At 70.9% G+C, this 12,835-nt stretch carries 10 protein-coding genes; 7 read left to right on the forward strand and 3 right to left on the reverse strand.

Going from position 1 to position 12,835, the window contains the following annotated elements; all coding sequences use genetic code 11:
- Positions 1-278 precede the first annotated feature (278 nt).
- The gene (locus tag ACFPQ9_RS31960) at positions 279-1,556 is read left to right on the forward strand and encodes a TerD family protein (protein ID WP_380861266.1); all 1,278 of its coding nucleotides are present in this window, start codon (positions 279-281) and stop codon (positions 1,554-1,556) included.
- On the opposite strand, the gene ACFPQ9_RS31965 is transcribed toward ACFPQ9_RS31960, so the two are convergent.
- Positions 1,557-2,750, reverse strand: coding sequence for a glycosyltransferase (locus ACFPQ9_RS31965; protein ID WP_380861333.1), 1,194 nt, complete (start codon positions 2,748-2,750; stop codon positions 1,557-1,559).
- A 39-nt stretch (positions 2,751-2,789) separates the two neighbouring features.
- Between ACFPQ9_RS31965 and ACFPQ9_RS31970 the strand changes: the two genes are divergently transcribed.
- On the forward strand, positions 2,790-3,575 hold the full coding sequence (locus ACFPQ9_RS31970; protein WP_380861268.1) for a glutamate racemase: 786 nt from the start codon (positions 2,790-2,792) through the stop codon (positions 3,573-3,575).
- Between the two features lie 131 nt (positions 3,576-3,706).
- The gene (locus ACFPQ9_RS31975) at positions 3,707-4,249 is read left to right on the forward strand and encodes a hypothetical protein (protein ID WP_380861270.1); all 543 of its coding nucleotides are present in this window, start codon (positions 3,707-3,709) and stop codon (positions 4,247-4,249) included.
- A 96-nt stretch (positions 4,250-4,345) separates the two neighbouring features.
- Here ACFPQ9_RS31975 and ACFPQ9_RS31980 read toward each other — a convergent pair whose 3' ends face one another.
- Entirely contained in the window at positions 4,346-5,413 is a 1,068-nt protein-coding gene (locus ACFPQ9_RS31980) for an O-antigen ligase family protein (RefSeq protein ID WP_380861272.1), read from the reverse strand.
- A gap of 276 nt (positions 5,414-5,689) precedes the next feature.
- On the opposite strand from ACFPQ9_RS31980, the gene lnt reads away from it, so the two are divergent.
- The 4 genes from lnt (at position 5,690) to ACFPQ9_RS32000 (ending at position 10,734) form a co-directional block, all read left to right on the forward strand.
- A complete protein-coding gene (gene lnt, locus ACFPQ9_RS31985; protein WP_380861274.1) occupies positions 5,690-7,300 on the forward strand; it encodes an apolipoprotein N-acyltransferase in 1,611 nt (536 codons plus the stop codon).
- 68 nt (positions 7,301-7,368) lie between these two features.
- Positions 7,369-7,848 (forward strand): NUDIX hydrolase, encoded by a 480-nt coding sequence (locus ACFPQ9_RS31990; RefSeq protein WP_380861276.1) that lies wholly within the window; start codon positions 7,369-7,371, stop codon positions 7,846-7,848.
- Between the two features lie 54 nt (positions 7,849-7,902).
- Positions 7,903-8,712: a 3-hydroxybutyrate dehydrogenase gene (locus tag ACFPQ9_RS31995; RefSeq protein ID WP_380861278.1), complete on the forward strand. Its 810-nt coding sequence runs from the start codon at positions 7,903-7,905 to the stop codon at positions 8,710-8,712.
- 75 nt (positions 8,713-8,787) lie between these two features.
- Positions 8,788-10,734: a helix-turn-helix domain-containing protein gene (locus tag ACFPQ9_RS32000; RefSeq protein ID WP_380861280.1), complete on the forward strand. Its 1,947-nt coding sequence runs from the start codon at positions 8,788-8,790 to the stop codon at positions 10,732-10,734.
- Positions 10,735-10,792: 58 nt separating this feature from the next.
- On the opposite strand, the gene ACFPQ9_RS32005 is transcribed toward ACFPQ9_RS32000, so the two are convergent.
- Positions 10,793-12,184, reverse strand: coding sequence for an MFS transporter (locus ACFPQ9_RS32005; RefSeq protein WP_380861282.1), 1,392 nt, complete (start codon positions 12,182-12,184; stop codon positions 10,793-10,795).
- Positions 12,185-12,835 lie beyond the last annotated feature (651 nt).

Below are 12,835 nucleotides of genomic sequence, written 5' to 3' on the forward strand. Positions count from 1 at the left end.
ATGTGCTGGTTGGGGAGACCGATAAGAGGGTTGTTTTATGTGTCCGCAGTGACGCTGGATCCCCAATGCGAGCGAACTTGGCAAAAAGGGACGCCAATCAGCGCTCGGATCCTGTAAATGCCGAGTTCCGGGCGGGTTACCGGGGGTTGACCACGGGTGTTTCCACGCCCCTCGTGGGACTCCGATGTCGCGGAGAATAGGTTGACCCTGTACAAGAACCCAATGAGCTGCCGGGACATGCCTGGCGCTGTGAGCCGGTGATGGGGGCGGACATGTCAATGTCGAAGGGATCGAATGTTCCGGTGCCGACGACGGCACTGCGGGTCGAATTGGGCTGGCGCTCCGGTCCCGGCGTACCCGACGCGGACGCCTCGGCGCTGTTGCTCGTCGGCGGAAAGGTCCGCTCCGACGCCGACTTCGTCTTCTACAACCAGCCCGCGCACTCCTCCGGTGCCGTCCGCCACGAGGGCAAGAGGGACGCCGGCGGGCAGGTGACCGACAGTCTGCTCGTCGACCTCGCGCGCGTGGAGCCCGCCATCGAGACCGTCATCCTCGCGGCCTCCGCGGACGGCGGCTCGTTCGGCCAGGTGCCCGGCCTCTACATCGAGGTCAAGGACGCGGCCCAGGGAACCGTCGTCGCCCGCTTCGACAGCACCGACGCCGGCGTCGAAACCGCTTTCGTGCTCGGTGAGTTCTACCGCCGCCAGGGCGCCTGGAAGTTCCGCGCCGTCGGCCAGGGCTACGGCAGCGGCCTGGAGGGCCTGGCCACCGACTACGGCATCACGGTCGACGAACCCCAGCAGGCGGCCCCCACCGCGGCGCCGGCCGCACCACCGGCCGCCCCACCGGCCCCCACGATGGCCCCGCCTCCGCCCGCCATGCCGCCGGTCCCGCCGCCCGCGCCCCAGGCGGCGCCGATCAGCCTCAGCAAGGTCACCCTCACCAAGGCGGCACCCGCGGTCTCGCTGACCAAGCAGGGCGGCACCTCGGGCGCCCTGCGCGTGAACCTCAACTGGCAGGTGCGCAAACAGTTCTCGGGCTGGGCGAGCAAGCTGGGCCGCCCGGTCGCCATGCACAACGACCTCGACCTCGATCTGTGCGCCCTGTACGAGCTCACCGACGGCAGGAAGGGCGTGATCCAGTCCCTCGGCAACGCCTACGGCGCACTGCACCAGCCGCCGTACATCCACCTCGACGGCGACGACCGCACCGGTGCCGTGGCCAGCGGCGAGAACCTCACCGTCAACCTCGACCACCAGCGCTCCTTCCGGCGCATCCTGGTCTTCGTGACCATCTACGAGGGCGCGCGCTCGTTCGCCGATCTGCACGCCACGGTCACCCTCACACCGCAGCACGGCGCCCCGGTCGACTTCTCGCTCGACGAGTGCACCGTCCCCTCCACGGTGTGCGCGCTCGCCCTGATCACCAACACCGGCGATGACCTGATCGTCCAGCGCGAGGCCCGCTACCTGGTCCCCGAGCGCGGCGTCAGCCCGCAGCGCACCGTCGACTACGCCTACGGCTGGGGTATGAACTGGACCCCCGGTCGCAAGTAGTCAGCCCTCGTCGGGCAGCGCCTCCGGACGCGTATAGGTGCGGCCCTTCCAGGCCGCACCCCGTCCCCTGTAGTGCTGCACCGCGGAGTCCACCGTCATCAGGAGATAGAGGGACGCGGTGAACGGCAGCAGGGGAGCGAGCCACAGCGGCTGCCCGTAGTAGCGGAGCATCGGGACGTACGTCCCGGCCATCACCAGCCATGCCAGGCCGCCGCAGACTGCCGTCGCCGTGGCCCCGCTCGCCAGTCCGGCGACGAGGGCCGCGGGCGGCACCAGATACACGAGCGCGAGCCCGGCGACCGTCCCGGCCAGCACCAGCGGGTTGTGCCTGAGCTGGGCGTACGCGCTGCGCGACACCATCCGCCACAGGTCGCGCAGCCGCGGGTACGGGCGGACGCTGTCCACCCGCTCGGCCAGCCCCAGCCAGATATGGCCGCCGCCGCGCTTGACGGCCCGCGCCAGCGCCACGTCGTCGATGACGGCGTGCCGGATGGCGTCCGGGATCCGCGCACGCTCCGCCGTCTCGGCCCGCAGCAGGACGCAGCCACCCGCCGCGGCCGCCGTCCGCGACCCCTTCCTGCCGATCCGGCGGAACGGATACAGCTGCGCGAAGAAGTACACGAAGGCCGGCACGACCAGCCGCTCCCACAGGCTCTCCACCCGCAGCCGCGCCATCTGCGAGACGACGTCGAAACCCCCGGTGCGCGCGGCCGCGACCAATTCCCGCAGGCTGTCGGGGGCGTGCGCGATGTCGGCGTCCGTAAGGAGGAGGTACTCGGGGTCACGCGCGCGTGCCAGGCCGATGCCGTGCCGCACCGCCCACAGCTTGCCCGTCCAGCCCGCGGGCGGCTCGCCGGGGGAGTCCACCGTCAGCGGCAGCCCGCTGTGGCGCCGGGCGAGCTCACGCGCCAGTTCCCCGGTGCCGTCCGAGCTGCCGTCGTCGATCAGGAAGATCTCCGCGCGCCCCGGGTAGTCCTGGGCGAGCAGCGACGGCAGGCTCAGCTCGAGCACCGCCGCCTCGTCACGCGCCGGTACCACGACGCAGACCGACGGCCACTCGTCCGGCCGCGTCCGCCGCGGAAGCCTGATATCCGTACGCCAGAACAAGCCCTGACAGAGCAGCAGCCACAGCCAGGCGGCGAGTGATCCGGCGGCGGTCCACGCGAAGGCGCTCACCCGCGCAGTCTGCCCCACGGGGGCGGTCGGCAAGGGCCCATCGTCTATCGTGGCCGGGTGAAGATCGCGCTGATGGATTCCGGAATCGGCTTGCTCGCGGCCACCGCCGCGGTACGGCGGCTGCGACCCGACGCAGATCTCGTGCTCTCACTCGACCCCGACGGCATGCCCTGGGGCCGGCGCACCCTCGAAGACCTCACGCAGCGCTCCGTGGCCGTCGCCGATGCCGCTGCCGCGCACCGACCGGACGCCCTGATCATCGGCTGCAACACCGCGACCGTGCACACGCTGTCCACCCTGCGCGCCCGCCTAGAGCCTGGCATACCGGTCATCGGTACCGTCCCGGCGATCAAACCGGCCGCGGCCGGCGGCGGCCCCGTCGCGATCTGGGCCACCCCCGCGACCACTGGCAGCTCCTACCAGCGCGGACTGATCAACGACTTCGCCGACGGCGTGACCGTCACCGAAGTGCCCTGCTTCGGTCTCGCCGAAGCGGTCGAGCACGCCGACGAGTCCGCCATCGAGGCCGCCGTCGCCGCGGCCGCCGCCCTCACACCGCTGGACGTGACGACCGTCGTCCTGGGCTGCACGCACTACGAACTCGTCGCCGAGCGCATCCGCACCGCCGTCCAGCGCCCCGACTTCCCGCCGCTCGTCCTGCACGGCTCCGCCGGGGCGGTCGCCGCGCAGGCGCTCCGCCGGCTCGGCGAGCTGCCCGCCCCCGAGGCGGCGGCGACAGGCACGCTGACCGTGCTGCTGAGCGGCCGCGAGGGCAAGCTCCCCGAGCCCGCCCTGGCCTACGCCGAAGGCTGTCTCCTCCAGGCGATCAGCCCGGCGCAGTGACCGACGATCACCACCGGCGCGTGTGAGCCGGCGGCCGGGAACGGATGCCGTCGTTCCGGTGTGGTCCGGTCGGCGCAGTCACCCTCGGCGACGAGGTACCAGCGCAGCGAATCCTGAGTAACCTCATAGCCATGAGGGACCACCCCCACGGCAGGAAGCCGCATCCTGATGTGTGGACCGGGCGGGCGACCAACCGGGTCCAGTGGTTGCTGGCGCTCGTAGGCGCCGCCTGTATGGCGCTCGGAATCGAGCTGGCCGTCGACTCACCGTGGACCGACGGCGTCGCCGCACTCGTCATGGCTGTCGTGGGGTGTATCGCGGCCGGGCTGCTGGTCCTCTTCGGCACTCTGGCGTTCGTGCACGTCGCCCTGAAGGTCGACCAGGAGTGCCTCGAGGTGCGCTGCGGCCACATCGGTGTGCCGCGCCGCCGTATCCCTCTGTCCGAGGTCGTCGGTGCCGAGTTCGTGCCACTTGTCACGCCGCGCCACTGGGGTGGCTGGGGCTACAGGTGGCGGCCCGAGAAGGGCACCGCCGTCGTCGTACGGCGTGGCGAGGGCCTGGTACTGCGGATGGGGGACGGCCACACGTTCACCATCACCGTGGACGACGCGCAGACGGCCGTAGGGGTCATCGAGGACCGACTGCGGACTCGGACGGCCGACACGGCCCACTGAGCCGAGGCCCACGGCTCTGTACGGCAGGCCACGTCAGGCGCGTAGGCCACGTCAGGCCACGTCTGGTCCCGTCAGGCCACGTCTGGTCACATCGGGTTATGGAGCCGAACGCTCGCCACGCGCGCGTACGTCATCCTCGCGCTGCGTCGACTCGACGGCGATCGGGCGTGCCGTCGCCAGCCCCGCGAGCAGGCCCGCGCCCACGGACACGGTGGTGAAGCTGAGCGCGTTGCCGACCGCGGCGATGGCCGCCAGGGTCGTGAGGGCCGCACCCGCGGTGAGTGCGACGGGGGTGGGGCGGGCGGTGCGCCACAGTGCGAACAGCATCCAGCAGAAGGCCGCCGCCAGCAGCAGTACGCCGACGACTCCCTGTTCCGCCGCCTGCTGCAAGGGTGCCGAGTGCGGCTTGCCGTCGGACAGCAGGGTCCCGGTCGCCGTCGTACTGAGCTCCCCGAAGCGCCCCGGACCCACACCCAGGGCGAGGTCCTCACGTGCCAGGTGCAGCGCGTCGTGCCACAGCTGGATCCGGTGCGGGGTCAGCTGACCCTCCAGCCAGGCCAGCAGCCCGCCGGGCACCATGTTCCCGGCGACCGCCCAGATCAGGCCGGTGAAGGAGGCCGCGGCAAGGGCCAGCCAGGCGATGCCCACGCCGCGGTGGCGGAGCTGGCCGGCCGCGAGCGAGCACAGCAGCACGGCGGAACAGGTGACGAAGCCGCTGGTCGAACCGAGGACCGCCGCGGTCGCCGCGATTCCGGCGGCCAGCAGGCGCAGACCCAGGCGCAGGAGGGGCGCCGAGGCGGACCAGGCGGCGCAGCACGCGGCGCCCGTGGCGAGCGTCAGCACGGCGGCGGTGGCTCCGGCGTGACCCAGCGGGGTGACCAGTTGCGGGCCCGGTGACAGATGGGGGACGGTCAGCGTCAGGGCCACTCCGGCCAGCGCCGCGGCGCAAGGTACGGCGACGGGAAGCAGTGCCCCGCCGATCCGGCCCGCCGCATAGCCGGCGGCCACGGCGAGGATCGCCAGCAGCACACCCTCAGGGCGGCCGTCGTGCACGGCGGCGGAGATCAGCGACCAGGCGGCGCAGGCTCCGAGCACCACGACGCCCGCCGCATCAGAAACGTTTCGTCTGTCGCCGTCCTCTTGCGGACCTGCCGAGGACGTCATTCTTGCGACACCCACCCCGCCCCCCGAAACCGGTCCCCCGACCTGTGACGCACCCCCGGCCATCCGGACCTGACCGGCCGGTACGACTGAGGCTCCGGCATACCGTAACGGCTTATGGCCGGTTTGTGGACGTGTCGTGCAGGAACGATGCGTCTGTGGGCGGTGGTGGGGTGGTGCCGCGGGGTTGTCCAGGGCCGTCCGGGGAGTGGACCGCCGGGCCTGCCCGCCGACGGACCGCGCTGTCCGCGCCAAGGTCAACCGCCGTACACTCCCGGAGTGACCGTCACCGCAACCTCCGTGGACGAGTCGGACCAGCTCGACCCGCAGATCGCGCCCGCTTCGCGCGCGGCACGACTCGTACGTCTGGTTCCGGCCCTCGCCGCGGCACTCTCCGGAGTGCTGCTCTACGTCAGCTTCCCGCCGCGCACCCTGTGGTGGCTGGCCGTGCCTGCCTTCGCCGTCTTCGGCTGGGTACTGCGCGGCCGCAGCTGGAAGGCGGGCCTCGGCCTCGGCTATCTCTTCGGCCTCGGCTTCCTGCTGCCGCTGCTGGTGTGGACCGGTGTGGAGGTCGGCCCGGGCCCCTGGCTCGCGCTCGTGGTGATCGAGGCGGTCTTCGTCGCGCTGGTGGGCGCGGGAGTCGCCGCGGTCTCGAAACTGCCGGGCTGGCCGGTGTGGGCGGCGGCGCTGTGGATCGCCGGAGAGGCGGCACGCGCGCGTGCGCCGTTCAACGGCTTCCCCTGGGGCAAGATCGCGTTCGGCCAGGCCGACGGTGTCTTTCTGCCGCTCGCCGCGGTCGGCGGCACCCCGGTGCTGGGCTTCGCGGTCGTCCTGTGCGGCTTCGGTCTGTACGAGGTCGTGCGCCTGGCTGTGGAACGGCGGCGTACCCGGGCCGTTCAGCGGTCCGCCGCGGCCGTGGCCCTGCTGAGCGTGGCCGTTCCCGTGGTGGGCGCCGTGGCCGCTCGGCCGCTGGTCAGCGACAAGGCCGAGGACGGCACCGCCACCGTCGCCGTCATCCAGGGCAACGTGCCGCGCGCGGGACTGGACTTCAACGCCCAGCGACGGGCCGTACTGGACTACCACGCGCGCGAGACCGAGCGCCTGGCCGCCGAGGTGAAGGCGGGCAAGGTCGAACAGCCCGACTTCGTGCTGTGGCCCGAGAACTCCTCCGACATCGACCCCTTCGCCAACCCCGACGCCCGCGACGTCATCGACACCGCTGCCAAGGCGATCGGTGCGCCGGTCTCGGTGGGCGGCGTCGTCGAGCGGGACGGCAAGCTGCTCAACGAACAGATCCTGTGGGACCCGGAGAAGGGCCCCGTCGACACCTATGACAAGCGGCAGATCCAGCCGTTCGGCGAGTACCTGCCGCTGCGCTCGCTCGTCGGGGCGATCAACGAGAACTGGACCTCGATGGTCCGCAAGGACTTCAGCCGCGGCAGCGAGCCCGGCGTGTTCACTATGGACGGCGCCAAGGTCGGCCTCGTCACCTGCTACGAGGCGGCCTTCGACTGGGCGGTCCGCTCCGAGGTCACCGACGGTGCGCAGATGATCTCCGTGCCCAGCAACAACGCCACCTTCGACCGCAGCGAGATGACCTACCAGCAGCTGGCCATGTCCCGCGTCCGCGCGGTCGAGCACAGCCGGACCGTCACCGTTCCGGTGACCAGCGGCGTCAGCGCGATCATCATGCCCGACGGCGAGATCACACAGCGGACCGGCATGTTCGTGGCCGACTCACTCGTCCAGAAGGTCCCGCTGCGCTCCAGCGAGACGCCCGCCACGCGGCTCGGCATCCTGCCGGAGATCGCCCTCGTGCTCGTCGCCGCGGGAGGACTCGGCTGGGCGATCGGCGCCGGGATCCGCGCGCGACGCGCCGGTCACGCGTAGCCGTACGCCGTTCGCACGCCTCCGGAACACGCCGGGGGCGCCGTGACCGGCCCGTTAGGGTCGGGGACATGGCTACTCCTGACTTCATTCGTACGATCCGTGCCGCCGCCGGTCACCAATTGCTGTGGCTTCCCGGGATCAGCGCCGTCGTCTTCGACGACGAGGGACGGGTCCTGCTGGGGCAGCGCGCGGACAACCGCAAGTGGACGGTGATCAACGGCATCCCCGACCCCGGCGAGCAGCCCGCTGCCTGTGCCGTGCGTGAGGTGTACGAGGAGACGGGTGTCCGGTGCGTCCCCGAACGGGTCGTGCTCATCAGGTCCAGCGGCGAGGTCACCTATCCCAACGGCGACATGTGCCAGTTCATGGACATCACCTTCCGCTGCCGTGCCGTCGGCGGCGAGGCACGCGTGAACGACGACGAGTCGGTCGAGGTGGGCTGGTACGAGGTGGACTCGCTGCCCGAGATGGAAGAGCGCCAGCTGTTTCGGATCAAGCAGGCACTGACCGATGAACCCACGTGGTTCGAGCCTATGAGTACTGACTGAAGTATGGGTTGCGACCATATGTGGCCTGGCAGGAGCGCTGCCTAGGGTCGAGCCATGACCCCGCCCAGCACCCTCCCGGTTCAAGGCTCGTCCTTGCCCTCCCCGCTCGACCTCGGCGGCCGCACCGCCCTCGTCACCGGAGCCGCCGGTGGCATCGGCAGAGCCTGTGCGCTACGGCTCGCGGCCGCAGGGGCCAAGGTGAGAGCGGTCGACCGGGATGCCACCGGCCTGGAGGAGCTCGCCGAGGGGGCCGACGGGCTCGCGGGCGCAATCGAACCGCACGTCCTCGATCTGACCGATCTGGACGCCGCGGAGCTCGCTGCCGCCGGCACCGACGTCCTCGTGAACAACGCCGGGCTGCAACTGGTGCGCCCCATCGAGGAGTACCCGCCCGACGTCTTCCACACGGTGCTCACCGTGATGCTGGAGGCACCGTTCCGGCTCATCCGTGGTGCCCTGCCCCATATGTATGGACAGGGCTGGGGCCGCATCGTCAATGTGTCCTCCGTACATGGGCTGCGCGCCTCGGCGTTCAAGTCGGCCTATGTGGCCGCCAAACACGGTCTGGAGGGACTCTCCAAGACCGCCGCCCTGGAGGGCGCACCGCATGGCGTCACCTCCAACTGTGTGAACCCCGCCTATGTGCGCACCCCACTGGTCGAGAAGCAGCTCGCCGACCAGGCCAGGGCGCACGGCATCCCCCAGGAGAGGGTGCTGTCCGAGGTGATGTTGCAGGACAGCGCCGTCAAGCGGCTCATCGAACCGGAGGAGGTCGCCGAGGCCGTGGCCTATCTGTGCAGCCCGCACGCTTCCTTCGTGTCCGGAACCTCGCTCGTGCTCGACGGTGGCTGGACCGCGCACTGACCGGCGGGGGCCGGCGGAATTCCGAGTTATCCACAGGGCTGACGGGGTGGCGGTGCGATGAGCAATCCTGTCGGCATGTCCCGCGATCACATGCACCCCGACCAGCGCTCCCCGGCCGATGCCGGAGCGCCCCTGAGCAGCGCCGAGACGCCGTTCCTCGAGCTGCTGGCCAGGGGCGCGTCCGCCGATGCCTATGAGCAGCCGGTGCTGCTCGCCCGTGCCGAGGGCAGATCCACCGAATGGATCGTCGCCCTCGAACAGGCCAGGCTGCTCGCGCTGCGCGTCCGCTCCGAGCTGGAGGGACGTCGCAGACGCGAGGCCGAGCTGTCGGCCCTGTTCGAGACGGCCCACGACCTGGCCGGCCTGCGGGACCTGGACGCCGTGCTCCAGGCGATCGTGCAGCGCGCCCGGTCCCTGCTCGGCACGGACGTGGCCTATCTCAGCCTGAACGACCCGGCCCGGGGCGACACGTACATGCGGGTGACCGAGGGCTCGGTCGCCGCCCGCTTCCAGCAGCTGCGGCTCGGCATGGGCGAGGGCTTGGGCGGACTCGTCGCGCAGACGGCCCGCCCCTATGTCACCGACGACTACTTCAAGGACGACCGCTTCCAGCACACCCTCACCATCGACGCCGGAGTGCGTGACGAGGGGCTGGTCGCCATCCTCGGAGTGCCGCTGACGCTGGGCCACCATGTCATCGGTGTTCTCTTCGCGGCGGACCGGCGGGCCCGGGTCTTCGAACGGGAGCAGATCGCGCTGCTCGGCTCCTTCGCCGCCCTCGCCGCGGCCGCCATCGACACCGCGAACCTGCTCACCGAGACCCGCTCGGCCCTCGCCGATCTGGAACGGGCCAACGAGATCATCCGGGACCGCAGCGGAGTCATCGAACGCGCCTCGGACGTGCACGACCGGCTCGCCCAACTCGTGCTGCACGGCGGCGGAGTGCACGACGTGGCCGCCGCCGTCTCCCAAGTCCTCGACGGCACGGTCGAGTTCATGGAGGCTGCCGCCACACCGGCCATGGCCCTGGAGGCAGCCCGCGCCGAGGGCCACGCGGTACGGCACGGTGACGACTGGATCGCAGCCGTGGTCGCAGGTGGTGAACTCCTCGGCGCGCTGGTGCTGCGCGGTCACCCCGGCCTCGATCCCGTCGACCAGAGCACACTGGAGCGGGCCGCGACCGTCACCTCCCTTCTCCTGCTGGCCCGACGCTCCGCGGCCGAGGCGGAACAGCGCGTCCGCGGCGAGCTGCTGGACGACCTGCTCGACGCCCGCGACCGCGACCCGCGCCTGCTGCGGGAGCGCGCGGCGCGGCTGTACGCCGACCTCGACGCCACCCATGTCGTCCTCGCCGCACGCCTCGACGCCGTGGCGGCCGACGCCGACCAGGAGGCGGCCGCCCGCAGACGCCTGTGGTCCGCCGCGTCCCACCTCGCCGCGACCCGGCACGGCCTGGCCGCCGCCCGCGACGGCGGCACGGTACTGGTCCTGCCCCTCGACACCGGCGACACCGCCACCGCGGTCGCTCGCCGCACCGCCCGGCATCTGGGAACGGCCGTCCAGGAGTCGGTGACCGTCGGTGCGTCCGCTCCGGTGGAGGCACCGGCCGCCCACCCGGACGCGGTGGCAGCCGCTTACGAGGAGAGCCGTCGCTGCCTCGACGCGCTGCGGCTGCTCGGCCGCTGTGGGGACGGCGCCGCCGCGGAGGACTTCGGGTTCCTCGGGCTGTTGCTGGCCGGGGACCGCGACATCGAGGGTTTCGTCGAGCGCACGATCGGCCAGGTCGTCGCCTACGACGCACGTCGCGGCACCGATCTGCTGCAGACCCTCGACGCGTACTTCGCCTGCGGCATGAGCCCGGCCCGCACCAAGGACGACCTGCACGTCCACGTGAACACGGTCGCACAGCGTCTGGAGCGGGTCGGCCGTCTCCTCGGCGCCGACTGGCAGAGCCCCGCGAGGGTCCTGGAGATCCAGCTGGCCCTGCGTCTGCACCGGTTGTCGGCACCGACACAGCGCTGACCCCCGTACGCAGCAGGCGCACGGGGGCCGATTCCAGGGGCGGCTCCACGGACCGCCGTCAGACGGTGTGCGCGTCCGCCGGCCGGGCCGCCGCGGGCTCCGCACCGCCCGAGCTCTCGACGTCGGCCAGGTCCCGGTGGCGGGTCTCCTTGGCGACGCCGACCGCGATCAGTGTCAGGACGGCCGCGGCGATGACGTAAAGGGCGATCGGGGTGGAGCTGCCGTAGGAGTCCAGCAGCGCGGTGGCGATCAGCGGGGCCGGGGCGCCTGCCGCGACCGAGGCGAACTGTGCGCCGATCGAGGCGCCGGAGTAGCGCATCCGGGTCGCGAACATCTCGGAGAAGAAGGCTGCCTGGGGCGCGTACATGGCGCCGTGCAGCACCAGGCCCACGGTCACGGCGAGGAGCAGGTTGCCGAAGCCGCCCGTGTCGATGAGCGAGAAGAACGGGAACATCCACAGCCCGACTCCCGCCGCACCCAGCAGATAGACGGGACGGCGACCGATGCGGTCCGACAGCGCGCCCCAGCCCGGGATGACCGCGAAGTGGACGGCCGAGGCGATCAGGACCGCGTTGAGCGCCGTCTGCTTGGAGACGCCGGCCGACGTGGTCGCGTAGACGAGGATGAACGCCGTGATGACGTAGTAGCTGATGTTCTCCGCCATGCGCGCACCCATCGCCACCAGCACGTCACGCCAGTGGTGCCGCAGCACGGAGACCAGCGGCAGCTTCTCGGTCTCGGCCTCGGCCGCATGCGCGGACTTACGTGCTTCCGCCTGCGCCAACGCCTGCTTGAAGACGGGAGATTCATCGACAGAAAGACGAATCCACAAACCGACGATCACCAGCACGCCGGAGAGCAGGAACGGGATCCGCCAGCCCCAGCTGCCGAACGCGCTGTCCGACAGCACGGCCGTCAGCAGCGAAAGCACACCGGTTGCGAGCAACTGGCCGGCCGGCGCGCCGGTCTGCGGCCACGAGGCCCAGAACCCACGCCGTCGCGCGTCCCCGTGCTCCGACACCAGCAGCACGGCTCCGCCCCACTCACCACCGAGAGCGAAGCCCTGCACCAGCCGCAGCACCGTCAGCAGCACGGGTGCCGCGGAGCCGATGGTCGCGTGCGTCGGCAGGAGCCCGATCGCGAACGTCGCCCCACCCATCAGCAGCAGGCTCAACACCAGCAGCTTCTTACGCCCGAGCCGGTCCCCGTAATGCCCGAAGACGAGCGCACCCAGCGGCCGTGCGGCGAACCCGACGGCATAGGTCAGGAAGGACAGCAGGGTTCCGACGAGCGGGTCGGAGTCCGGAAAGAACAGCTTGTTGAAGACGAGGGCGGCGGCCGATCCGTAGAGGAAGAAGTCGTACCACTCGATGGTGGTGCCGATGAGACTGGCGGCGACGATGCGCTTGAGGTTGCCGGGTGGTGGGGGAGCGGTGGGTGCGGAGGCCATGGGCGCCACTTCCTCGTGTGCGGTGGGGACGGGTACGTGTTCGCACACGGTAGGAATCTGCTGGTCAGGGGCACATGTGGTGGGACTACATAGTTCGGGGGCGGGGTGTGCGTGTTGCGCCTATGTCAGTGCTCGGAGGGCCAACCTGTGGGCATGGGCGGTGGCGGAACGGGCCAAGTCCGTGTTGCGTACTTCGGGCTAGTTTGCCGAGGGTGTGCTGACTCCCGTGCTGGTTCGGTGCTGACCAAAAGCCCACGTCATCACCTGTCTTCGTCGCTCCCGTGCTGACTTGGTGCTGACTACGCTCTGTTGAACTCGGACATTTGGTGGTTAACCATGGGGCGTCGTTCCCCGAGAGGTGATCAGGGCGACCCGGCTCGGCCCTGCTGCTGCCTCGCGCGTGCAGGGCAGCGGATGCACACGGTGCCCGGAGGTTCTTCGTCTGCTGGTGGTACCCCGAGCGCATGTCGTTGACCAGCGCGAATGCAACGTTCGAGGGTGAGTTGGTGGCCTCTGGGCCACCTATGGTCCGGATCTTGGTTGTGAGCTGGGCGAGGTGGTGGTGAGGTCGGACAGGCTCATATGAGGCGGACCATGAATCGTGAAGCCAAAGACGAAGTGCGCAGTGGGTCCTTGGTCCGCTGACTGATG

This window comes from Streptomyces coerulescens (assembly GCF_042657965.1).
GTDB classification, from domain to species: Bacteria; Actinomycetota; Actinomycetes; order Streptomycetales; family Streptomycetaceae; genus Streptomyces; species Streptomyces coerulescens.

What these genes read in the sequence shown, in the direction of transcription:
- ACFPQ9_RS31975 (WP_380861270.1), top strand. Translation starts at nt 3,707, where the DNA reads ATGAGGGACCACCCCCACGGCAGGAAGCCGCATCCTGATGTGTGGACC.
- ACFPQ9_RS32000 (WP_380861280.1), top strand. Translation starts at nt 8,788, where the DNA reads ATGTCCCGCGATCACATGCACCCCGACCAGCGCTCCCCGGCCGATGCC.
- ACFPQ9_RS31960 (WP_380861266.1), top strand. Translation starts at nt 279, where the DNA reads ATGTCGAAGGGATCGAATGTTCCGGTGCCGACGACGGCACTGCGGGTC.
- ACFPQ9_RS31980 (WP_380861272.1), bottom strand. Translation starts at nt 5,413, where the DNA reads ATGACGTCCTCGGCAGGTCCGCAAGAGGACGGCGACAGACGAAACGTT.
- ACFPQ9_RS31990 (WP_380861276.1), top strand. Translation starts at nt 7,369, where the DNA reads ATGGCTACTCCTGACTTCATTCGTACGATCCGTGCCGCCGCCGGTCAC.
- ACFPQ9_RS32005 (WP_380861282.1), bottom strand. Translation starts at nt 12,184, where the DNA reads ATGGCCTCCGCACCCACCGCTCCCCCACCACCCGGCAACCTCAAGCGC.
- ACFPQ9_RS31995 (WP_380861278.1), top strand. Translation starts at nt 7,903, where the DNA reads ATGACCCCGCCCAGCACCCTCCCGGTTCAAGGCTCGTCCTTGCCCTCC.